Source organism: Nocardia sp. Tas62D01 (assembly GCF_055232035.1).
Genome location: NZ_JBUYUZ010000001.1, coordinates 7,719,852 through 7,741,991, shown reverse-complemented (window position 1 = coordinate 7,741,991; position 22,140 = coordinate 7,719,852). Strand labels below are relative to the sequence as shown.

General features: G+C 63.0%; 23 protein-coding genes and 4 pseudogenes. 14 read left to right on the top strand and 13 right to left on the bottom strand.

The window, feature by feature from the left end:
- Window positions 1-199: 199 nt before the first annotated feature.
- Both ACV7NQ_RS37080 and ACV7NQ_RS37075 read right to left on the bottom strand, forming a co-directional pair.
- Entirely contained in the window at window positions 200-1,489 is a 1,290-nt protein-coding gene (locus tag ACV7NQ_RS37080; RefSeq protein WP_463363803.1) for a cytochrome P450 family protein, read from the bottom strand.
- 292 nt (window positions 1,490-1,781) lie between these two features.
- Window positions 1,782-2,687, bottom strand: coding sequence for a phosphotransferase (locus tag ACV7NQ_RS37075; protein ID WP_463363802.1), 906 nt, complete (start codon window positions 2,685-2,687; stop codon window positions 1,782-1,784).
- Between the two features lie 1,429 nt (window positions 2,688-4,116).
- Between ACV7NQ_RS37075 and ACV7NQ_RS37070 the strand changes: the two are divergent.
- Window positions 4,117-4,397 (top strand): annotated as a pseudogene (locus ACV7NQ_RS37070) (single-stranded DNA-binding protein); the annotation flags it as partial.
- Between the two features lie 81 nt (window positions 4,398-4,478).
- On the opposite strand, the gene ACV7NQ_RS37065 reads toward ACV7NQ_RS37070, so the two are convergent.
- Complete coding sequence (locus ACV7NQ_RS37065) at window positions 4,479-4,751, bottom strand: hypothetical protein (protein ID WP_463363801.1); 273 nt, start codon at window positions 4,749-4,751, stop codon at window positions 4,479-4,481.
- A 103-nt stretch (window positions 4,752-4,854) separates the two neighbouring features.
- Between ACV7NQ_RS37065 and ACV7NQ_RS37060 the strand changes: the two are divergent.
- A pseudogene (locus ACV7NQ_RS37060) lies at window positions 4,855-4,944 on the top strand (single-stranded DNA-binding protein); the annotation flags it as partial.
- Window positions 4,945-5,025: 81 nt separating this feature from the next.
- On the opposite strand, the gene ACV7NQ_RS37055 reads toward ACV7NQ_RS37060, so the two are convergent.
- Complete coding sequence (locus ACV7NQ_RS37055) at window positions 5,026-5,886, bottom strand: transposase (RefSeq protein WP_463359567.1); 861 nt, start codon at window positions 5,884-5,886, stop codon at window positions 5,026-5,028.
- 20 nt (window positions 5,887-5,906) lie between these two features.
- A complete protein-coding gene (locus ACV7NQ_RS37050; protein WP_463365557.1) occupies window positions 5,907-6,545 on the bottom strand; it encodes a transposase domain-containing protein in 639 nt (212 codons plus the stop codon).
- 261 nt (window positions 6,546-6,806) lie between these two features.
- On the opposite strand from ACV7NQ_RS37050, the gene ACV7NQ_RS37045 reads away from it, so the two are divergent.
- The 6 genes and pseudogenes from ACV7NQ_RS37045 to ssb form a co-directional block, all read left to right on the top strand.
- The gene (locus ACV7NQ_RS37045; protein ID WP_463363800.1) at window positions 6,807-7,037 is read left to right on the top strand and encodes a DnaB-like helicase C-terminal domain-containing protein; all 231 of its coding nucleotides are present in this window, start codon (window positions 6,807-6,809) and stop codon (window positions 7,035-7,037) included.
- Window positions 7,038-7,210: 173 nt separating this feature from the next.
- The gene (locus ACV7NQ_RS37040; protein WP_463363799.1) at window positions 7,211-7,429 is read left to right on the top strand and encodes a hypothetical protein; all 219 of its coding nucleotides are present in this window, start codon (window positions 7,211-7,213) and stop codon (window positions 7,427-7,429) included.
- A 240-nt stretch (window positions 7,430-7,669) separates the two neighbouring features.
- Window positions 7,670-8,071 (top strand): hypothetical protein, encoded by a 402-nt coding sequence (locus ACV7NQ_RS37035; protein WP_463363798.1) that lies wholly within the window; start codon window positions 7,670-7,672, stop codon window positions 8,069-8,071.
- On the top strand, window positions 8,068-8,472 hold the full coding sequence (locus tag ACV7NQ_RS37030) for a tetratricopeptide repeat protein (RefSeq protein WP_463363797.1): 405 nt from the start codon (window positions 8,068-8,070) through the stop codon (window positions 8,470-8,472). Before ACV7NQ_RS37035 ends, ACV7NQ_RS37030 begins: the two co-directional genes overlap by 4 nt.
- 144 nt (window positions 8,473-8,616) lie before the next feature.
- Entirely contained in the window at window positions 8,617-8,916 is a 300-nt protein-coding gene (locus tag ACV7NQ_RS37025) for a hypothetical protein (protein ID WP_463363796.1), read from the top strand.
- 1,229 nt (window positions 8,917-10,145) lie between these two features.
- Window positions 10,146-10,479 (top strand): annotated as a pseudogene (gene ssb, locus ACV7NQ_RS37020) (single-stranded DNA-binding protein); the annotation flags it as partial.
- A 260-nt stretch (window positions 10,480-10,739) separates the two neighbouring features.
- On the opposite strand, the gene ACV7NQ_RS37015 reads toward ssb, so the two are convergent.
- The gene (locus ACV7NQ_RS37015) at window positions 10,740-11,879 is read right to left on the bottom strand and encodes a glutathione-independent formaldehyde dehydrogenase (RefSeq protein ID WP_463363795.1); all 1,140 of its coding nucleotides are present in this window, start codon (window positions 11,877-11,879) and stop codon (window positions 10,740-10,742) included.
- A 489-nt stretch (window positions 11,880-12,368) separates the two neighbouring features.
- Between ACV7NQ_RS37015 and ACV7NQ_RS37010 the strand changes: the two genes are divergently transcribed.
- Window positions 12,369-13,808: an NF041680 family putative transposase gene (locus tag ACV7NQ_RS37010; protein ID WP_463358523.1), complete on the top strand. Its 1,440-nt coding sequence runs from the start codon at window positions 12,369-12,371 to the stop codon at window positions 13,806-13,808.
- A gap of 75 nt (window positions 13,809-13,883) precedes the next feature.
- On the opposite strand, the gene ACV7NQ_RS37005 is transcribed toward ACV7NQ_RS37010, so the two are convergent.
- Window positions 13,884-14,459: an IS66 family transposase gene (locus ACV7NQ_RS37005; protein WP_463363794.1), complete on the bottom strand. Its 576-nt coding sequence runs from the start codon at window positions 14,457-14,459 to the stop codon at window positions 13,884-13,886.
- Between the two features lie 158 nt (window positions 14,460-14,617).
- Between ACV7NQ_RS37005 and ACV7NQ_RS37000 the strand changes: the two genes are divergently transcribed.
- Complete coding sequence (locus tag ACV7NQ_RS37000; RefSeq protein WP_463365968.1) at window positions 14,618-15,448, top strand: IS5 family transposase; 831 nt, start codon at window positions 14,618-14,620, stop codon at window positions 15,446-15,448.
- 15 nt (window positions 15,449-15,463) lie between these two features.
- On the opposite strand, the gene ACV7NQ_RS36995 is transcribed toward ACV7NQ_RS37000, so the two are convergent.
- From ACV7NQ_RS36995 to ACV7NQ_RS36975, 5 genes are all read right to left on the bottom strand, one after another.
- Window positions 15,464-16,057 (bottom strand): IS66 family transposase, encoded by a 594-nt coding sequence (locus ACV7NQ_RS36995; RefSeq protein ID WP_463365967.1) that lies wholly within the window; start codon window positions 16,055-16,057, stop codon window positions 15,464-15,466.
- Entirely contained in the window at window positions 16,047-16,364 is a 318-nt protein-coding gene (locus ACV7NQ_RS36990; protein WP_463363793.1) for a DUF6444 domain-containing protein, read from the bottom strand. The genes ACV7NQ_RS36995 and ACV7NQ_RS36990 overlap by 11 nt, the downstream gene beginning before the upstream one ends.
- Window positions 16,365-16,489: 125 nt before the next feature.
- Window positions 16,490-16,762 (bottom strand): GlcG/HbpS family heme-binding protein, encoded by a 273-nt coding sequence (locus ACV7NQ_RS36985; protein WP_463365966.1) that lies wholly within the window; start codon window positions 16,760-16,762, stop codon window positions 16,490-16,492.
- A gap of 19 nt (window positions 16,763-16,781) precedes the next feature.
- Window positions 16,782-16,892, bottom strand: coding sequence for a heme-binding protein (locus ACV7NQ_RS36980; RefSeq protein ID WP_463363792.1), 111 nt, complete (start codon window positions 16,890-16,892; stop codon window positions 16,782-16,784).
- A 61-nt stretch (window positions 16,893-16,953) separates the two neighbouring features.
- On the bottom strand, window positions 16,954-17,250 hold the full coding sequence (locus ACV7NQ_RS36975; protein WP_463363791.1) for a putative quinol monooxygenase: 297 nt from the start codon (window positions 17,248-17,250) through the stop codon (window positions 16,954-16,956).
- 639 nt (window positions 17,251-17,889) lie between these two features.
- On the opposite strand from ACV7NQ_RS36975, the gene ACV7NQ_RS36970 reads away from it, so the two are divergent.
- Window positions 17,890-18,105 carry a three-helix bundle dimerization domain-containing protein gene (locus tag ACV7NQ_RS36970; RefSeq protein WP_463363790.1) on the top strand — a complete coding sequence of 72 codons (216 nt, stop codon included), beginning with the start codon at window positions 17,890-17,892 and terminating at the stop codon, window positions 18,103-18,105.
- A complete protein-coding gene (locus ACV7NQ_RS36965) occupies window positions 18,102-18,338 on the top strand; it encodes a hypothetical protein (RefSeq protein WP_463363789.1) in 237 nt (78 codons plus the stop codon). Before ACV7NQ_RS36970 ends, ACV7NQ_RS36965 begins: the two co-directional genes overlap by 4 nt.
- Window positions 18,339-18,764: 426 nt before the next feature.
- On the opposite strand, the pseudogene ACV7NQ_RS36960 reads toward ACV7NQ_RS36965, so the two are convergent.
- Window positions 18,765-18,998, bottom strand: a pseudogene (locus ACV7NQ_RS36960) (ScnB); the annotation flags it as partial.
- 1,390 nt (window positions 18,999-20,388) lie between these two features.
- Here ACV7NQ_RS36960 and ACV7NQ_RS36955 point away from each other — a divergent pair.
- Together ACV7NQ_RS36955 and ACV7NQ_RS36950 are read left to right on the top strand one after the other, a co-directional pair.
- A complete protein-coding gene (locus tag ACV7NQ_RS36955; protein ID WP_463365557.1) occupies window positions 20,389-21,027 on the top strand; it encodes a transposase domain-containing protein in 639 nt (212 codons plus the stop codon).
- Between the two features lie 20 nt (window positions 21,028-21,047).
- Window positions 21,048-21,662, top strand: coding sequence for a transposase (locus tag ACV7NQ_RS36950; protein WP_463358709.1), 615 nt, complete (start codon window positions 21,048-21,050; stop codon window positions 21,660-21,662).
- Window positions 21,663-22,140: the final 478 nt, after the last annotated feature.

The window sequence follows — 22,140 nt, the reverse complement described above, 5'->3', positions numbered from 1 at the left end:
TGCAGTTGGACGACAGTCGTAAATATCGTCGGTGGGTCGCCGACGAATCAATGGATACGCGGGATTACCTTACTTAACAAGCCTTTTCGCCATAGTCGCACGAACGCTCCAGCGCCACAGTCATATTGGATGGTCGCCGCGAATTAACTTGTTAGCCAGTGAATCTCGCGGAAATACGCGAATCCGTTGGATCAGCAGATCACGAACGTGGGGCTGGCCACGTACCCGATTCGCCGTACGCGTACAACGGAGAACAGGGACGGAATGTGACCGGCAGTGCGGTCAAGGCTCGGTGGAAGGGGCCCGGCCGCCAGGTGGGTGCGCCGGCTGTTAGGTCCAGCCGCATCTCGGGCAGCGCATCGAGAAGCTGATCGATGGCGTCCTGAGCGATCAGGTAGGCCGGGGATTGCGCCGGGCACGCGTGTGGGCCGATGCCCCATGCCAGATGCGAGCGATTGCCCGCCTGATCCTCGGTCCGGATCGCTGGGTCGTTGTTGCACGCGGCCATGCTGATGACGACCGGCTGATGTGCGGGCAGCCAGATACCATCGACGAGGATCGGCTGACGAGGGTAGCTGATCAGGAGGTTCGCCAGCGGCGGGTCGTTGAACAAGACCTCGTCCAGGGCCTCGCGGGAGGACAGGTTCCCGCCCAAGACACTGCTCCCGAAACGATCGTCGGTGAGGATCACCAGCAGCGTGTTGACGATCAAGTTCAGCTGGAACTCGATCCCCGTGCCGTAGACTTCTGCCACGTGGTTGACCACCTCCAGTTCATCCAGTTCCGCCGGATGCTGCAGCAACACTGTGGTTATGTCGTTTCCAGGTTTGGTCCGTTTGAGTGCCACCAGTTCCAGCAGCGCCTCGAACAGCATCTTGTTGCCACTGTCGGCATCGACACCCTCGACGATCGCGGCCGTACCGGCGGCGACTCGCTGCCCTATCTCCGGGGGGCAGCCGAGAAAGGTATTGACGACCTCGAACAGCAGCGGGAACACGTACTGGCGGATCAGATCGGCATTGCCAGCCTGACAGAAGTTGTTGACCAGCCGGATGGCGGTCGCCTCCACGATGCCGTGGAGCGCATATAGATCTATCGCGTCGATGCTCGCGGTGATGGCCTGCCGGTAGCGCACGAAGTCGACACCGGTATTTCTGCTTGCCATGGGCCGCCACTCCAGCAGCGGGAGGATGGGGCAGTCAGCGGGGACGTTCTTCTGCCAGGTGCGTGGATCGGCAGGGAAGCGCTCAGGGTCGTTGAGGATCCGCACCGCGGTGGCGTAGCCGATGACCAATGTGGCGGGCACGCCCGGCGCGAGCTCCACTGGCGCCAAAGAGCCGTATTGTCTTCGCATTTCCCGGTAGCAGCGGTGTGGATCGGCGGCGAATTCCGGCGAGTGCAGCGGCACCCGCGGTTCGTCGGAATCGATCGGCGAGCCATGGGCGACCGGGCAGGACTGGGGGTGTACTCGGGACTGCGGCGTACTCAAGGATGGAACTCCATGCTATTCGTGTGCACTGTGGGTGGTGTATCACGGCTTCCTTGCCGAGTCGCTGCTCCGGAGACAGCGTTACCTGGTTCCGGCCGGAACCGGTTGATGAAGTCGCGCCGGTACAGCACCCGGGCGTTCAATATCGAACGCCTGCTGCGCGGCAACATTGTTCGGCCATTTCGGCCGACACGAGCGACGACCGGTGCGCGGTGATCGTTGGTCGTGCGGACTCCGAGCCACCTCGACGTGACTCGGTCGGGAGACAGTGACCGAACGGTGTGACGGTTCGTCAGATGCCGAGGGCACCTAGCGAATCGTTGTCGTCCAGGGCGGTGGTGATTCGCTTCAACAGTGTCAAACAGGTCTCGACCGACTGCATCTTGGGTTGGTATACCGCTCGGCCGATCGTGAATGCCCATGCCGCGTAGGCGAACATGGACTGCTGTCGATAGGCCAGCCAGGCGTCGTCGAAGGACGGCACCTCGCCGCCGGAGCGACCTAGCTCCTCCAGGTAGGCTTCAAGCAGTTCACGATCCCAAGCGCGCCGGTCTTCGGGCTCGCATCCCGAGTTGACGGTGTACGCGAAGTCATGCGCCCAGCCGCCCTGCATCACTACCTGCCAGTCGGCGAACCCCATCCGTCCGTCGCCGGTCACGTAGGTTTGCCCGATGTGCGGGTCGCCGTGAAGCAAGGTCGGGGGCATGTCCTTGGTCGCAATATCGAGGGACCGCTCGACGCCCGCCCACAACCGCTCGCTCTGACCGTGCAGGCTCGCGGGAATAACCACTTTGGCCCGCTCCAAGCCGACCGCGCAACGCTTCTTCATGTCGATCGCAGAGAGGACGGCGTCGAGCATGTCGTTCGGATTCTTGAGGCCCGCGATCGACGGATGCTTCCAGAATGTGCCGTGGAGTCGGGCGAGATTGCGCACCAGATCTTCAATCTGGTCGCGGGCGATCGGGGCGTTCGGCTCGATGAAAACAGCGCCACGGGTCGCGGCGATGTCCTCCATGAGCGCAATGGACCGCCACGATGCCGGATCGACGGCGCCCCAGTAGCCGAGCGGGGCCTCCATCTCGACGTTGGGACGAAAGTCCATGAAGAAGTGAGTTTCACCGTCGATCATTTTCGCCCCGCCGAGCAAAATGCGCTGGCTGAGGGAAGTGGTGGTCTTCGCGAACAGCTCGGTCGGCAATCCGGCCTGCGTGCCCGCCTCGTTGTAGTCGACGCGAATCGCAACCCGTGTGGACGTGCCGCGGCTGCCGTTGGATGTGTTGAACGAGAGCACCTCGGCATCGGGGACATCGCGGCACAGGACAGCCGTCAGCCAGTCGACGGTGATCGCGTCGCCAGAGGCGGGGACGTCGTCGGCGCTCCGCGCTTTCGGCCGGGTGATCTTCTCGCCTAGCACATGACCACCGACTGTGGCGAACCGCCCGAGCAGCCAGAGCTTGTGGTTCAATTGTTTGCCTCAATTCCGGAGTGTGACGAAATATCCCGAGCAGCTGTCCCGTTCAAGTGGGCGCGCCGTAGGCACAGTACCCGATAGGTCCGGATAGTGTTGTGCGACAACACTTTTCTTGATTCTGGTTCCATCGCGCCAGCAATCTCGCGCGGTGGCGGGGGTACGAGTGGTGATGTCGCTTGGGCGATCGCCGACGACAAGCAGCTACTCACCGACCGCCTGCGGGCACTGGGCGCTGATCACCCCGACAGTTTGGCCACCCGCCACAATCTCGCTGACGCCCTGTCCGAGGCAACTGATCAACGACGTCGCCGGCTGCTGCAAGGCAGTCGAACGCGCCTGACCTACAGCGGCTTTCAACTCCCTGGCCGTTGGGTTGAGCACCGGCTCGTCCACACCATCGCCGAATGCCAGCCTCCAAACCGGTGCAGCCGCTCATACAAGCCGTTGGTCAGCTCATCGACAAACCCGAGCGGCCCGAGCACATCATGTTCCTAGCCGACAACCAGCGCCGACCTGCCACTCATGCAGTGAAAATACTTGTGCCACTATTACATCTACCAATAATCCCGTAATCATCCACGGCCACAACAATTTTCGTGTATAGCACAAGATGTCAGGCCAGACCAAGTCGCTTGGAACCATCCGCTCTATGCCGCGCCGAGGGCGACGGCACGACGGTTGCCCGGCGGATGGCGGTGGTGACCGGCTTCTAACGAACCTGCGTCATCGACGCTGGAACACTCACCCGCCGAATACGTGCGGCGTCCAACCGTGCCCAACGAGTCACCGCCACTGGGACTTTCGCAACTGCAGTTCGAAGCTCTGTTATCCCCGGCACGCGATTCCCGTAACCGGTTCGAATTCGCGCTGGTCATGCTCGGGTTGCGGATCTTCGAAGCCTGCAAACCCGACATCACCGATGTCGGAGAAGAACACGGCCGCCAAGTACTTCGCGTGGTGCGACCCTGCGGCTGCAGCGCCGGCCGCCCGTTGCGATCGCAAGCGTGATCGAATGCCGGTTCCCGATATGGACCTAGTCACGTTCGGAGGCGACCAGCCCGTGATGCAGCCACTGCAACTCGGGCTCAATCTGGGAGTAATCAGGTGGCACGGCATCAACGTGTCTGCGAAGGCAGCAAAGCAGATGTTCCCACGGCTGACATCAAAGCGCCTACACCCGTTCCAGTCATTCGGGCTCTGTCGCAGCAGGTCGGTAGTGCAGATAAGGAATCTGACTGCCACGCCGGAGCTGCATTTCAAGCCTGCAGGCACCCGGTCGCGAACTTCACCGTCGCGTCTACACCACGTCACTTCGATCGCGACTCCGCGGAGTGGAAGGGCGGCGAGGCGTTGTTCCTGCACTGCAGGCTCTGGCGGGAGGCGGCTGAGAACTTGCCGAGAGCGCTGATTATGTGGAGTTCGAAGCTTAAAACTGGTCTTGTGCAGGTATTTTCCGCCGTGGACATGTCCATGTGGAACGAGCTGGGTCCCGCAGCTTCGTCGACGAGTTGACCGAGATCAGTCCTTCGGCTCGAGCAGATGTTCTCCGTCGTTGCCGCCAAGAAGGAACAGGAAGCGGTCCAGATCGTCTCGCAGTTCTTGGGTCGGGTCGACAGCCGAGTTGCCGCTGAATCGGGTTAGAGACGCCCGAGCGTGATCGGTTGTCAGCCAGTCGTTGACGAAGTGCAGAAGTTCTGCCAGTTCGATGGCGTCCTCGGTCGCGATCCGGATGTGCGGCATGCCGTAACTCTGGACCAGTTCGCCCGACCGATCAAAGCCCTGTGCCGCCATCGACGGCAGCCGGTCAAGGGTCCGCGATCTCAAATTAGACCGAAGTCGTTGTGGGACTTGGTCAATCATCTATCTGTCGTACTATCGCAAGGAGGTGACCCTCATGGCCGCAGACACGGTCATCACGTTTCAAGGGAATTTGACGGCGGATCCGGAACTTCGCTTCACGCCGGTTTCCCGTGGGTTCGTGAATTCCGAAGGGGCCGTTGCCCGGAACTGAAGCGTGTGCTGCCTTCTACGAGGCTATCTGACCCAATGCCGCTTAGCTCGCCCCCTATAGAGCTGTGACCGGCGGTTTTGCGGATGGTCGTCGTTGTGTCGGCGTGATGCAGCTTTGGTTGGCCAGCCGGATGGTAGCGGGTCCGGTGTGACGGGTTCCCTTGTCTGCCTTGCGTTTTACTCGGAAGCTGTTGTGTCTGGCGCGTTTGACGACGCGGGGGTAGGAGCGGTGGCGGCGGGGGTTGAGGTGGCGTTTTGCGGTGATCTGTTCGGCGAGTTCGGTGTGGAGCTCGAGTTGGCGGTCAGGGGAAAAACCGTCCGGGCCTGCGATGGTGTCGCGGGCGAGTCGGACGGTCTGGGTGAACTTCACGCGGTCGGGATCGATGCCGGTCTCGACCGCGGCCCGGCAGATCAGCGAGCAGATCGCGTAGTGGGCGATGAGGAATCCGTATATTTCCTGGCGGACCATGTCCGGGGTTTGCGAGCGCAGGGTTTTGGCGGGGCCGCGGAGCTGCGTCTTGATTTGCCTGTTCGCGGCTTCGTGTTCCCAGCGTTGGTGATAGGCCTCGGCCAGGATCAGCGAGGGTGCCTCGTGCGGGTCGAGGATGGTGGTGAGCAGGCAGATCAGCTCACCGCCTTCGCCACGGTCGGTGATCTCGTACTCGATGACGCGGGCGAAACGAGTCCGGTCCCAGTCCAACTCCTCCCCGGCTATGGCCGCCTCCAGCAGCTCGGCCCGCATTTTCGCCGGGGTTTTGGGCGCGAAAAGCAGTGTCACATAGGAGCCGTCACCGAGGCGGTCCACGATCGGCAGGTCCATAATGTCACCGAGACGCCACAACAGGTCGGCGTCGGTGTCGGCGCCCTGGCACCACAGTTTGAAACTGTAGAACCCCTGGTCACACACCAACATCATGCCGGGTTCGAGTAACCAGATCAGTTCGGCCGCGCGGTGCGTTCACCGGTGCCCTTGCCCACGACCGGCCCGATCACCGCGCCCAGGCTCACATGCGAGCCGCATTCGGTCAACGTCACCACCCGTGCCTGTGGCAACACTCCCTTGCTCGGTTTACCGAATTCCGTTGCGTTGGCCTCGGTGTCGGCCACGTCGAACACCATGCCATCAATCGAGACCAGCCTGCGTCGCGCGTAGAACGCGTCCAGGGTCAGCCGCGACGCCACCGGCACCGCGATCCGCTCGAACAGTGTTTTCATCGGCTCGAACCCCAGCCGCTGCCGGGCCTGGGTGATCCCACCCGAGGTCGGCAAACTCCACTTCGGATCCCAACAACGCCAAAGCCGCAGCGGCCCAACCAGTTTCCGCATCACCCCCTCGTAGTCCACACCTGCGAACAACGCCAACGCGACCACGAAATACATCACCAAATGCGGCGGCAACGTCCCACCACGACGCTTGGGCGCCTTGCCGTGCTCGGAAATCGCCATCTCCACCGCATCACGGTCCACCACAGCGGTCAACACACCCAACAACACCTGATCGATCAACGACACCGCACCCACATCCACCACGTCGGCGACGCTAACCCCAGCACCGACACGATCCGGCACCGACACGCCCAAAAACGCTCCACACCAACCAGTCTCACAGACCAACCAGCTGGCACTACATCGCAATCATGCCGATGACCTGCGAAAACACGTCAAGCTAAGTGGCATTGCTATCTGACCCGTGAGTTCGGGAACCTACGGGCGTTCTTCAAAACCCATGCTGCCCTGTGTAACTGGGAAGAACGCAGTGCACCACAATCGAGATTCCCCCTGCGGAGGCGCCGGGTGGGCGGTGGCATCCTGCTCGCGCAGAGGGGAGGCCACATCATGAAAGAGGCCGTGCGCATCGCCAAAGAGCTGTCGGTGGCCGTCGTGCCCCCATGTCAGCTCAACTGCGGCCCCTACCAAGGCAACCGGGCACTGGTGCTGTCCGACCTGCGCGAGACCGCCGACATCGAACCGGACTGCGACGCCGCGCTGCTACTGCACCACCCCACCCTAGACGGCCTACCGACCGGCGAGATCGAACTGCACATCGGCAAGAACCGCACCGGATGATCGAAGTGCTTGCTTCCCATACCCATCGGAGGACAAGCCGAGCGCCGCCGGGGCGACCGAATGAGTGAGTCGGAAAGGGTGCACGCCACGCCGCAGGTGCTGTTCGCTCCTGTCGGCACCGACCCGCGCGAACTGATCGGCTTCGGTGATGTCCGATAATCGACGTTCTACTGTTGGGCGGCACCGGTTTCCCGGGCGGCGAGGGGATCTCCGAGGCCTTCGCCCGTGGTCTGGATCCGCGCCGGTTCCGGTACCGCTACGTCGACTATCCCGCCCAGTACGGCAACCTGATTCCGTATCAGGAGTCGGTCGCGATGGGCACGGACAAAAGGAAGTCCAGAATGCAGCCAATCCTGTTGTGGTGGTGTCAAACCGGCTCCACCGGTCGCTGAACAGCGTGGAGGTGCGACCGACGCCGACTTTTGGGCCGATCGGCTGCGAAATACCAGCCTCGATCGCGATCCGCCGACAGGACCGATTGGGCGACCTCAGACGGGCGGGTCAGGACTGATGCAACGGCAATTTCGCGTCATTGGCAGATCTCCTGTCCAGCAACCGATTCGTGGCAGAAGAGTGCATTTGACGACCCGCCGAGTTCACCGTCGAGCACCCGAATCAGGTACCCCGACCACGTGGCGATGTTCGAGGTGGTATCGGCAACCCCAAGCGGCCGCCAAGGAATCGATAAGGTTCTGCATCGAATGTGGTTGAACAACAACCGACTCCACAATGGAATCCGAACCACGCATGCTGTTGCTCGACATTGGCACCCGCTCATCCTCGCCGCCACCGTTGACCCGGCGCCTGCCGCGCAGCCTGGCTATGCTGAATCGATCAGGATCGAAACAGCTTGGGGGTCAATCAATGCTGGAGATACGATGGTGACCGATGTGCTTGCCGGCGCGCCGCTGCACCCAACGGTCGTGCGGGGGTTACTCGGGCACATCTTCATCGAAGACCGAGACTCGGCGAGCGAGGCCCCGGAATGCGGCGGCCGCGAGTCTCCTCGTGATGTGATCAGGGGACTTGAATGAGCGACAATCAGATCAACGACCCGAACACGATGTACGAGCGAGGTTATTTCCACAGCTGCCGCAAAGAGCTCGACCAGGCCGAGTACTGGTACCGCCAAGCCGCAGACACCGGCCACCTCGACGCTATGTGCGACCTCGGGTGGGTGATCGAGCAACGCGGCGACCTCAGCGAAGCCGAACGCTGGTATCGGAAGGCCGCTGATGCTGGTCACACCCAGGCGATGCAGAACTTGAAGTGGGTAATCTGGCAACGCCCCGACGCCGACGCCGACGTCGATCTGGCATGCCTCGAACACGAGCACCGGTGGCAGCAGGTGGACCGTGCCGTGATCGTAGTGGCTGTACTGACGATCATCGGGATGGCGATTGCGTACGCGGTGCTCCACCACCCACCGCAGTAAATCACGGTCAAGTATGCAAATCCCGGCATCCACGCCTGCATCTGCCGTGTTTGGACTCGAACCCATCGCTACCACCCCTGTTATTCCTCGGAACGAGCTTGGAGGACGTCGATGATTCGGATCTCATGGAGCGGATACGGTATTTTGGCGCCCCTGATATTGGCCGCATTCGCCCTCGCAGGCACCGGTATCGCGGACGTTGCCGGTCTGTCCACGACCGCGTTCGCCAACCTGGGCACGTCTATCGGGTCGGTGTTGGGCAGCCTGACCGTGTGGTTGGTCGGCCGGGCTTTGAACCGTGCGCAGCCCGGCTACGACCCCCGCACCGGCCAACCCGTCGTCTCTGTCAACCGGCATCAGCTCATGGATAGTCCTATGCAGTGGTGGGCTCCGTCCGGTGTCATATACGCAGTCGTCACCTTCGTCCAGATACTGCACAGCTGACGTCGCGCCGCACGGCGAGCGCCACCGTCCCGGTTGAAGAAGCAGAAGCCTGCGATCCAGGTGATGAGCTTGTGCCGGGCTCCGCTCCGGCGCGAATTCGGAACCGACGCCGACGGGCGAACTGCACTTCAGTTTGAAGTGGAACGCCTCGAGAGCATCTGAGCGAAGACCCCGAGCCAGCCATAGTCATCGGCTATCGAAACCGACCGCGGTATCACTTTTGGGAGTAGCTCGGGAACTGTGAGTCAGGCGGCGAGTGCGTAGTCGTCCCGGTGGACGCGTTGGCGCATTCGGGTCAATGCCATCAACTTTAAGGCGTTGCGCTGACAGTGGGCCACTGGTGAGCGAATCAGGATGGGTTGCAGTTGTTGTGTGAGATCGCCGGTGGAGCAGGTGATCCTCGCCTCGTTGCTCCTGCCGGGACAGTGCAACATCGATGCTGCCGATGCGGTGTTGTCGCTGCCCGGCCGTCAAAGCCAGGCCCGTGCAAACAGGCGGTGCTCGAAGCGGCTCGGTGCTCCTACGCCAGCGCGCACTCGGCGGTCACCGGCCGCTGCGGTCCCGTCGCCGGGAAACGCCAGCTGGAAGGTCTCATGATCGCAGCGCGGTCGATAACGACAACTTCGATGCCGCCCGCATCGCCGCGCCAGCTGCGCCTGAGACGCTGCTGGTGCTCACCGCGGACGGCAAAGGCATTCTCATGCGCCCGGATTCGTTGCCAGACGCGACCCGCAACGCTGCCGCGCGGGAAGCACCGGTGTTCCACACCCGCCTTACCTCGGGAGAAAGACCGAACTGGAACGCATGGCCACCCTCGCCGCGGTCTACGACGCACAGCCCGCCCCGCGGCGTCCGCACGACGTAATCGCCGTCCCCGGCGGGCGCAGCGGCGACCCCACACCCCGGAATCCCGCTGCTCCTGCAGGCCCGACCACCTTCTGCTGGGCATGCCCCCAGATCGACAACCACCTGACCAAAGCCCCGCGGTCCAGAAGACCTGGCTTTCTCGGGTCCTTTGGCAATCTCACCGCCCGCCAGAGCTCCGCTTCACGCTCGTTTCCCGTGCGTTCGCGAATTCCGAAGGGGTCGTTGCCCGGAACTGAAGCGTGTGCTGCCTTCTACGAAGCTATCTGACCCCTGGGTTCGGGAACCTACGGGTGTTCCTCAAAACCCCTGCTGCCCCACGCAACTGGGAAGAACGCAGTCCCTACAATCCTTGGAGGATCATCATGGCTGGAGACACGGTCATTACTGTCAAAGGGAATCTGACAGCCGCGCCAGAGCTGAGATTCACGCCCGCAGGAGTCGCGGTGGCCAGCTTCACCGTCGCGTCGACACCGCGGTATCGCGATCCCAACACCAGCGAGTGGAAGGATGCCGACGCATTGTTTCTGCGCTGCAACGTGTGGCGAGAGGCTGCGGAGAATGCCGCCGAGTCGACAGCCACGCGGTGCTCGCGTCATCGTATCCGGGCGGCTGAAGCAGCGCTCGTTCCAGACCCGCGAAGGCGAGGAGCGCACCGTGGTCGAGTTGGAGGTCGACGCGGGTCGCCCATCAACCCGATGAGCGACCGCGAAGGTCACCCGCCCTCTCAGGCCCGCATGGCCGCGAGGTTCCGGCTGGCTGCCGAGATACCAATACCATTCTTTCTGATCTATTGGGGCTGGGCACAACCACCGCAAGCCGGTGGGGCAACCTCGTTGCCCGGGATTGGGACCTCGATCATCGTCTGCATCTGATCCAGCGTAAGCATCGCCTCCGATACCGGAGACGCGGCTGGTCACCGTGTGTCACCACCGGTGTGTCGGGTCGATGCTCTGTGGTCAGGGATGCAGGACGACCTTGGTCCATCCGTCGTCGCGAGCGTCGAAATGCTGGTATCCGGACGCTGCCTCGGTGAGCGGCAACTCGTGGGACACGATGAACGAAGGGGTGGCTCGGCCCGCGTGGATGAGATCGCGCAGTTGTCGGTTGTAATGCTTGACGTTGGCCTGTCCGGTCCCGACCTTCTGGCCCTTGAACCAGAACTTGCCCATGTCGAAGGCGATCTGGCCGCGACGTTCCAACTCGTCGGGTGCGTTGCGGTCCTGCGGCAGGAAGATGCCGACGACACCGATGTGTCCGGTGAACCGCACCGAATCGACGAGCCGGTTCATCGTCATCGCCGAGTCCTCGTGACCCTGCGGATCATGCGCCTGGTACCCGACACATTCGCAGCCTTTGTCTGCGCCCGCCCCGTGGGTCTGTTCGAGCACCTGCTCGACCGGATCGCCTTTCGAGTCATCGATGGGGATGCATCCGATCTGCTCGGCAAGGCGTAACCGGTCCGGGTGCCGATCGACGACCATCACCTTGCTGGCCCCTTGGATCATCGCGGAGTAGGCAGCCATCAGGCCGACCGGTCCTGCCCCGTAGATCACCATCGAATCACCGGGCTGCATATCCGCGAGCCTGGTGCAGTGCCATCCGGTCGGGAAGATGTCGGAGAGCATGACGTAGTCGGTTTCCTTCTCCTTCGCGTCTTCGGGCAGTCGCAGGCAGTTGAAGTCGCCGAACGGGACCCTGAGGTATTCGGCCTGCCCGCCCCAAAATGGCCCCATGCCAGCGAAACCGTACGCAGCGCCTGCCATTTTCGGGTCCGGGTGGACGGTTAGGCAGAACGCGGTCAGTCCCGCCTCGCAGTTGCGGCAGAAGCCGCAGCCGATATTGAACGGCACACAGACCCGATCTCCGACCGATATCTTGACCACCGCATCACCGATCTCCGTGACGATCCCGAGATTCTCATGTCCGAGTACCATTCCCAGCTCGAGGTCGGTGCGGCCCTCATACATGTGCAGATCCGATCCACAGATGTTCGTGGTGGTGATCTTCACCAACACATCGGTCGGCCGCTCGATCCGCGCATCGGGAACGTCTTTGACATGGACCTCGCGGGGACCGTCGTATACCAACGCTTTCATGTTCAGTCTCCTTCTGCCGCAACGGAATATCCTGGCCCGTTTGCGCTGTCCGCGAGTCGGTGAACAGGGTGTGCGCCATGGAAAAGATGATCGGATCTACGTCAACCCTCGGACATCCCCGGCGCAGCTATGCCCGAGTCCGGCGTCGGCGCAATGGCCACACCGCACGACTCATAGTCAATCCTTGCGGACCAATACTTTCGGAAGACGCACCAAAAGACTTGATCGGCACCGTGTCCGGACCGGTCACCTGTACGCCCATCTACTAGCCTTCTCCTCCGACCATATGATCGGAACCCCTCAGCTTGATTTTTAACCTCCGGGTCACTGCCCGCCGACCGTCCGGGTCGGTGTTGGAGCGGTTCGATCATCGAAACGTGTTGCTGCCGTGTTGATTTAGGGACGAATTTCGGCGTGTCGCCGTGACATGGAGCGGCCACCGCATCATCATCGTCGGGTTCCCGCTAAAGAGCCTGATGAGAAGTTGTGGTGGCCGTGCCTGTCAGTGTGCCCGAAGTATTTCGTCCGGTCGAGTCGGCGCGCCCGTCGGGACCGGAATCGCTTGCCGCGTTCCGCAATTCGTTCTATGAAAGCCTGACCGCGCGCGCCGACGCGCTGTTCGAACTCACCGACGCGGTGCTGTGCGACGACGGACCGGTCACCACGCTGGTCGGACTGTGTCTGACCGGGGAATATCGACGCGGCCACGGCGCCCTCTACGACGGTCTGAACGCCGGAAGTATCGACATCGCCCGGCTCCGGCGCGCGATCACCGCCACGACCACGGTCGGGCGAGACGACGAAGGTGCGATCATGCTGGCCGTCGATGCCAGTCCGTGGCTGCGTCCCGACGCGGCGACCAGCCCCGATCGATCGTTCTGCCATGTCTATGGCCGTGGCAGGGGGCAAGCGCAGATGATCCCGGGCTGGCTGTTCTCCTACGTCGCCGCGCTGGAGCCCGGCCGGACCTCTTGGACCACGATCCTCGACGCGATACGGCTGCACCCCGACGACGACGCGACCGAGGTCACCGCCGCCCAGATCCGGGAAGTCGTGCAACGCCTGCAAGCCGCCGACCTCCATGTTCCCGGCGACCCGCACATCAAGATCGTGTTCGATGCGGGCTACGACATCACATGCCTGGCATACGAGCTCGCGGATCTGCCCGTGGTCCTGATCGGGCGAATACGCTCCGACCGCGTCCTGGCCTTCCCCGCCGAACCCCGTGCGGGCAAGAGGGGCCGTCCCGCCAAGCACGGCCCCGACTTCGCGTTGTCCGACACCGGGACCCATCCCGAGCCCGCTGTCGTCACCACCACCGACACCGACCGCTACGGCGCCGTGCGTGCGACGGCATGGAACCGTCTGCACCCCAAACTCGCCCGCCGAGGATCCTGGGCCTACCACGACGGGGAACTGCCGATCATCGAGGGCGTCGTCATCGGGCTTCGGGTGGACCGGCTACCCGGCGACCGCAACCCGAAACCACTGTGGCTATGGTGTTCGCAACCCGACATCGCCGACCCCGCCATTATCGACCGAATCTGGCGAACCTTCCTGCGGCGCTTCGATATCGAGCACACCTTCCGGTTCCTGAAACAGACCCTCGGGTGGACCAAGCCGCGTATCCGCGACTCCGCCGCCGCCGACCGCTGGACCTGGCTCATCATCGCCGCACACACCCAACTCCGCCTCGCCCGAGGACTCACCGAAGACCTCCGCCACCCCTGGGAGAGAAAACCAACCAGCCCCAGCCGCCTCACCCCAGCCCGCGTCCGCAGGGGATTTCGCCACCTCCGCCCGACAACCGCTCTTCCGGCCCGCGCGCCGAAACCCTCACGGCCGGGTCCCGGACGCCCGCCCGGCGCAAAAAACATCCGACGCGCACCACACCAGGCGGTCGGTAAGACCACCACGGCTGCCAGTTAGAGGTTAAAAATCAAGCTCAGCGGAGACGAATAATTTCCACGAGGCGAATATCCGGACACACCGAACCGTAACTGGTTAGGTTGTTGCGGGAATCCAAGGTCGGCCCTCGGCAAGCATGACGAGGACTTCGAGGAACTGGTGGCCGTGTTTGGCGGCTGTGGATAGGTAGCTGCGGATGGCGCAGAACTGTTCGGCACCGGTAAGGGTTCGCAGGCAGCCGGAGACTTTTTGTCGGAGTTTGATCATGCGGATGTCGCGTTCGGAGCCGTTGTTATCGGGCGGGATCCGGATGTCGGTGGTGAACCGCAGGTAGTCGTCTTCCCGTTTGAGGAGCCGACGGGCCAGCGCGTTCTGCTTCTGCATCAGCTTCGTGGAACGGGCGGAAGTCTCGGCGAGGCCGATCTTGGCGGCGTCGCGGTAGAGACGGACCTGCGTGGCGAGCGCGTCGGGGTCGATCAGTGGCATGTTGTCGGCGACGGCACCGCTGTCGACGGCGGCGGTGACCAGCCGTTGAATCGCGACCAGCGCGTCGGCGACCTGATCTGCCCAACACCACGGGGTGCCGGCGGGCGCGTTGTCGGCGACGCCTTGCAGCTCGCGTTGGGCATGGGCGCAACACAATTGGTGTTCGGCGTCGGTGTAAGAGCGCATCTGAGAACTTGGTAGCTGTTCGGCGTGTGATGCCAGATATGTAGAGGGACTCCCGGTACGACTGAGGTTTCCATACCAAAACGTCGTCACCGAGAGTCCCTGTGCCAGTGTCGCTTACCTGCTCGTGTTCGTTGTGCCCGGCCCACGGCGAGTCCCCGATCACCTCGCCGGAATGCCCGTTCTACCCATCCTCGTCGCTGACCGACCCCGAGTGGGCGCTGCTCGAGCCGCTGCTGCCACCCCCGGGCAACCGCGGCGGCAAGGGCGGACGCGCGGAGAAGTGGCCGCGGCGGCTGGTCTGCGACGCGATCTTCTACCTGGTCCGCGGCGGCATCGCGTGGGCGCAGCTGCCACACGATTTCCCGCCAGCGAAGACCATCTACGACATCTACCGGAGGTGGACGAAAGCTGGTGTGTGGCAACGCATCCACGACGCACTTCGAGACCGGGCGCGGGTGCACGCCGGGCGTGACCCGCACCCGACGGCGGCGATCATCGACTCCCAGACCGTGCGCGGCGCCGACACCGTGGCCGCCGCCACGGCCGGTTACGACGCGGGTAAAAAGACCAAAGGCCGCAAACGCCACATCGCAACCGACTCGGCCGGGCTGCTGCTGGCGGTGGTGGTCACCGCCGCCAGTATCCAGGACCGTGACGGCGCCCACCGGCTGCTGACCGCAATGCGTGCCCGATTCGCCACGATCACGCTCGTGTGGGCCGACGGCGGCTACGCCGGACGGCTCGTCGAATGGGCGAAATCCGTTCTCGCACTGACAGTTCAGATAGTCAAACGCTGCGACACCGCCACCGGGTTCAAGGTACTGCCCCGCCGCTGGGTGGTAGAGCGCACGTTCGGCTGGCTGGTCAAGCACCGACGCTGCGTCCGCGACTACGAAACCCGCACCGACCACCACGAAGCCATGGTCTACATCGCCGCCATCCATACCCTGACCCGCCGGCTCGCCCGCACCACCGACCCCAACACATGAGTTCTCAGATGCGCTCTAAGTGTCATACGGCGCCCACGCGTCGTGGACCGCGACGGTCTTGAAGTCGGGCAGAACCCCAGCGGCTTTCATCGCGTCGGTGCCGCGCTTGGCGTGGCAGGTGATCAGCGTGTACTTGTCGGTGCGGGCGCAGTGGACCCAGTGCAGCTTCCCCGCGACCCGCAACCCGGTTTCGTCGAACCCTGCCACCGGCGACTGCGCGATCCAGAACACGAGCCCCGCCAAGAAGGGCTCCAGGCCGGTCGCCGCGCGTTTGGTCATCGACGCCACCGTGGCATCCGACATCGGCGCGCCGAACAACTCGCTCAGCGCCTCGGCGGCACGTTTCTTCGACAGGAACTGCCCCACGTACAGATACAGCACGATCGCATGGACGCGCGGCCCGTACTGCACCGGCGCGGACACCCCTTCCGGCGCCGTCGCGCAGGTCGACGCCCCACAACCACAACACCGGCGGGTGATCAACCGGTGCTCGGTGACCTCCAACTCCATCGGCGGCAGGTCGAACACCTGTCGCCGGGTCACGCCCACCTCCGGGGCACCGCCAAGACCAGCGCCGCACCCGCCACACGCGGGCGGCTCACGCCGCACGACCCACTCCTCGGGCACGTCCTCGACCTGCGACAACGTCGATCCCCGGATGACCGTCCTGCCCACCCGGTTTGCGACCAGACTTGCGGCGCAACGACTTCGGTGCAGGCTTATCCAAGCCTTCACTCGACGGCGGCCTCGACGAGTTGCGCGGATTCTGCCCCAAACGCCGCTTCAACTCCGCGATCTCGGCCTCGAAACGAGCCGTCCGCTCAGCCATCTCGGATTCGAGACGCTCGATCTGCCCGCCCAGCGCCACCACCAGAGCAGCGAGCTGCTCATAGGACGGACACAGATCACCAAGCACCCCAACATAATCCATCACCAACAAGCAAAACCAGTCACGCCACGCCAGCGAGTACCTGACCAGTTACACCGAACCTTCGTCCAGTGGGAGCATACGATCCGGCCATCTCCCTGCGAGGGGGTGCGTCAGAGTGCATCGACGCCGGCTTCGGCGGTGCTTTGGTCTTGGTCGCCGTCTCCGCCGCTGACGCCTATCGCGCCGACGGTCTGACCATCTCGACGCAGCGGGATGCCGGCGGCGAAAATCATGACGCGACCGTGGTTACTGGCGTGGATGCCGCAGAACTGCTGGCCAGGCTGGGCATTGCCGGCCAAGCCCTTGGTATGGATGTCGAATGCGCGGGCAGTGTATGCCTTGTTGATGCTGATGTCGATGCTGCCGATCCACGCGCCGTCCATCCGCACGTGGGCGATCAGGTTACCCGCCTGCATCCACGACGGCGATGTTTTGAGGCTGGTCCAGTTCTGTCGCGCGTCGCTCAGCGGCCGCGATGATCTTGCGGGCATCGGCACGGGTCAAGGTGGACATAGTCGATCGAACCTCCGCGTAACGGGCAACCTCTGTCAACGTATGCAGCGGCCGGTAGCGTTCAGAGTTTATTTGCGAGCACGTCGAGTTCGCTGACCTCGGGTGGCGAGATGAATAGTTCGTCCGCGCGAGCAGCGAGCGCCTGTCCGACCGGCCCGTTCAGATGCGTCGTCCGGGCGTCGTCATCCGGGAAGGCATCGATGATGCCATAGGTCGACGGGCCGAACCGCACCGCGAACCAGGGGGCGGTGCCGGGCTCCTGCTCCACGAGCGGAAGTGCGGAGAGCAAGAACTCTTTTACCGCGTCCTCCTGGCCGGGTTTCGCTTCAAGTCGAACGAGCAGTGCCTTGCTTGCCATGATCTGTCTCCTCGGATACCGGGTCGTTTGCGAGCATTCGACCTGCGTCGAAGTCGAGACCGCGGGGTGAGGACTGCTCATCACATGCCCGCGGCTGTCGGCGTGTGGAAACTGTGTTGTCGTGAGAGGAACCTCGCTGACACGCGCGTGAATTCCTTCGCGAGTCGGTGCAGGGCAGGGCCAGATGAACGATGCCCGTTGCCCTTTCCAACGGTAGACCGATTTGCAGGGCTCCGGTAGGGCTGGGGCGTACGCATGTCCGTCCAAGGCCATCTGGCACACGCTGGGGCGCCTGACGTTCTGGCGCGGCACATCACCGATGCGGTAACCGCCAGCTGACCATCGAGATCACCACGATCACCGACTGTCCAACAGCGAACAAGGCCACGAGGCGCCTCCCGCGCCGGCAGGCGCTTACGCCGATCACAATCGCCTGATTTCCCGTCATTGAGCGTGCCGTCAATCACCGGTACATTGTATAGCGGTACAGTCGACTACCCCTCAGAGCTGGAACGTTTCCGGCCAGCCAGTCTTCGCGTCGCACTGGACCCGTAGCGGCGTCGGTTGCCCGAAGAGCCGTTACGACATGTCGGCGGTCGGTGCGAGGCGATCTCGGCACCACGAGGCAAGGACAGAACCATGCAGAACGACGAGATTACGCAGATCAGATTTGTCGTTGAGCGACTCACGAGCTGCCATCCTGAGGTTTCCGCTGAGACCGTCGCCTTGGTTGTCGAACAGGTCCACCAACACTTCGCCAGCGCGCAGGTGCGCGACTTCGTTCCACTTCTCGTCGAGCGCCGTGCCCATAGAGAATTGTCGGAAACCTTGACGCGACAACGGATTCAGCGATGAACGACCGCGCCGACATGGCGCAAGCCAAAACGTTTTTCGACCTGCTGGTCGTCGAGACAGAGGAACTCGCCTACCTTATCGAGGCGGCGAAGCGTACAGAGCACACCACAGAGTGGCGACACCTGCGGAGCCAACTCTATGAAGTTTTACGCTGCATCGCCCAGATCCGCCGCAGATTTCCTGGGGTCGCTGCGGGCGTCCACCTCGAGAGGGAACAGGCCCACGGGCGGTGAATCCACCGGAAGTCGAACCTGTTCGAAGGCCCAGCCTGCATGAACCGGACCTTTCGCGTGCGACGGCGACCACACTGACTCAATGCTCAGGTTCCTGGCACATGTGTGAGCCGACCACTCTGACTTTCGGCCCGAGTGGTCGATCGCCTAGCGTCGTAGCTCGATGGCGCGTCGCGCCGGGATTCCCACATCGATGACCTGCACCTCAGTCGGATTCCGGTGATACCGGCGCGGGCATTCCAGCGTGCTCGAGCCGCCAGTAGGCGACGGCGACCGCCCAGACGACGAACATGCCTACCACCGATGAAGCCGAGTTGCGCCGGTCGGTCCTGCCGATGATCCAGCGGTGCGCCTCGCCCGGTGGCCATGACCAGCGGCCCTCCTCGACGTAGGAAGGCCCATATCGGGGTCGCCGACGTGGGCGATCTACTCCCGGTTGAACCGCGCCCGAACCACCTCCATTCGCGCACGCAACTCCTCCGGAGTGATCAATCCTCGATCCATCAGCGTGTGGCCCGTCACGACGACCGATCGGCTCCGGACGGGAAAGTCGTGGTAGGTCGTCTCACCGAGCCCATCCTCGGCATGGCGGCGTTCCAGGTTGTCCAAAGTGCCTCGCCAGGACAGGCATTCGCACGTCGCCTGCATGCTCGACTCGTAGTGACGGATCCGATGTCACCGACAGGGTGATTTCATACTGCGCACACCGGCTGCCGAACCGCCGGAACCGACACGTATCTACAACAGACCGGATAGTCTGTATTCGTCCAGTTCTTGCACTTCAGCAGTCTTGCAATCCCCCAACGATGATGAGCATGAGAGCCTTCCTGGAGGACCAATGCCTCTTGACGTAAGCGGGACACCGAAGTTCGCTTCTAATGCATCGAAGACCTGGATCGATTCGTCGGAATCGACGGCATATGCCGAGACCACGACAAGCGTCGGCATTCTCGTAGTCGACGTCAGCTCAAAATCGGGTCATCCCGCAACGGTGACGGTTACCATCACCGGTCCCACTGGCGGGGGAATCACCCGCACAATCAAGGCGTCAAATTCTGAATCCATCCCGATCCCTGTGAAACACAAGGTGCGAGTGGCCTATGTCGGCGGAGCCGGATGCCGCTGCTGGGTCGAGTGGCACGAGCTATCACACAGATAAAGACGGTCAGCAACCCCTCGAGTGGCCAACTGGGGCGGCCATACTCGCCCGCCAGTATCCGAATGTTCGAAGAATAGGACTGGACGCCCATCTTCGAGGCCGATGGCATCGTGGTCTCCGTCGGCGACCAGTTGCACCGAACACGTGATGGCCATACATCATACCCGTCCGGTGTTCTGCCGAAACAACCACCGCAACGGGCCCAGCCGCACACTCGTCGGCTACCAAACCTGCTTTGCCGCTCGCGGCCACCTCACCTACTACTGCCGCAACTGCGGAGACGAAATCTAGGTACCGGCCCCCTCGGTGTGATCACCAGGCCTTCGATGATCGCCCCGCTAACTCCGGCGAATAGGTGGGAACGTGCGCGCTAATCGACGGGTGCAAGGCGACGCCGCTGATGTCCGCGGACCAGCGCGCCTTGGTCGTCGCGGTGGTGAACGCTCTCACCGAACACCCCCTTCGCTCGCGACGTCGACCTCGTCCGGGCTGTACACACCGCGATCACCCCACCCCGCCCGTGTCGGACATCAAGGCCGTCCAGGGCCTGGTGGAGAGCGAGCCGGTTGGATGGGAGCCCGGCGTCGCTGGCGAGGTCGTCGCAGATGCATATATACGCATATTGCAGTAGGCAAATGCTTTCCTTGTCCGGAGGGAAGTTGCAGTCGATGGCTCGTAAACAGGACTTTGCGTGCCCCAAGGGTCGAGCACAAGTCCTGAACCGATCCCGCTGGGTACGCGAGCCATCCTGCGCGGGCGCGTTCAGCACGCTGTGCGGATCCTGGCCCAATGCCACTTAGCTTGACGTGTTTTCGCAGGTCATCGGCATGATTGCGATGTAGTGCCAGCTGGTTGGTCTGTGAGACTGGTTGGTGTGGAGCGTTTTTGGGCGTGTCGGTGCCGGATCGTGTCGGTGCTGGGGTTAGCGTCGCCGACGTGGTGGATGTGGGTGCGGTGTCGTTGATCGATCAGGTGTTGTTGGGTGTGTTGACCGCTGTGGTGGACCGTGATGCGGTGGAGATGGCGATTTCCGAGCACGGCAAGGCGCCCAAGCGTCGTGGTGGGACGTTGCCGCCGCATTTGGTGATGTATTTCGTGGTCGCGTTGGCGTTGTTCGCAGGTGTGGACTACGAGGGGGTGATGCGGAAACTGGTTGGGCCGCTGCGGCTTTGGCGTTGTTGGGATCCGAAGTGGAGTTTGCCGACCTCGGGTGGGATCACCCAGGCCCGGCAGCGGCTGGGGTTCGAGCCGATGAAAACACTGTTCGAGCGGATCGCGGTGCCGGTGGCGTCGCGGCTGACCCTGGACGCGTTCTACGCGCGACGCAGGCTGGTCTCGATTGATGGCATGGTGTTCGACGTGGCCGACACCGAGGCCAACGCAACGGAATTCGGTAAACCGAGCAAGGGAGTGTTGCCACAGGCACGGGTGGTGACGTTGACCGAATGCGGCTCGCATGTGAGCCTGGGCGCGGTGATCGGGCCGGTCGTGGGCAAGGGCACCGGTGAACGCACCGCGCGGCCGAACTGATCTGGTTACTCGAACCCGGCATGATGTTGGTGTGTGACCAGGGGTTCTACAGTTTCAAACTGTGGTGCCAGGGCGCCGACACCGACGCCGACCTGTTGTGGCGTCTCGGTGACATTATGGACCTGCCGATCGTGGACCGCCTCGGTGACGGCTCCTATGTGACACTGCTTTTCGCGCCCAAAACCCCGGCGAAAATGCGGGCCGAGCTGCTGGAGGCGGCCATAGCCGGGGAGGAGTTGGACTGGGACCGGACTCGTTTCGCCCGCGTCATCGAGTACGAGATCACCGACCGTGGCGAAGGCGGTGAGCTGATCTGCCTGCTCACCACCATCCTCGACCCGCACGAGGCACCCTCGCTGATCCTGGCCGAGGCCTATCACCAACGCTGGGAACACGAAGCCGCGAACAGGCAAATCAAGACGCAGCTCCGCGGCCCCGCCAAAACCCTGCGCTCGCAAACCCCGGACATGGTCCGCCAGGAAATATACGGATTCCTCATCGCCCACTACGCGATCTGCTCGCTGATCTGCCGGGCCGCGGTCGAGACCGGCATCGATCCCGACCGCGTGAAGTTCACCCAGACCGTCCGACTCGCCCGCGACACCATCGCAGGCCCGGACGGTTTTTCCCCCTGACCGCCAACTCGAGCTCCACACCGAACTCGCCGAACAGATCACCGCAAAACGCCACCTCAACCCCCGCCGCCACCGCTCCTACCCCCGCGTCGTCAAACGCGCCAGACACAACAGCTTCCGAGTAAAACGCAAGGCAGACAAGGGAACCCGTCACACCGGACCCGCTACCATCCGGCTGGCCAACCAAAGCTGCATCACGCCGACACAACGACGACCATCCGCAAAACCGCCGGTCACAGCTCTACAGGGGGCGAGCTAAGCGGCATTGGATCCTGGCCTCTATGCCCCTCCCCCCACAGCTCTCGATGAGAGCCCGGTCGACCCGATCCGACTAATTGGATCGAGATCTGTTGCAGCCCTGTCTCGTTCGGCCTCAGCGACGCAGTTCCCGCTCATCTTCGTTCTCGAATGCGCAGCATCTCCGACAGCACTACATCCCTCTTCCATCGATCTCTCGTGCCCAATTACGTTCTCAGTG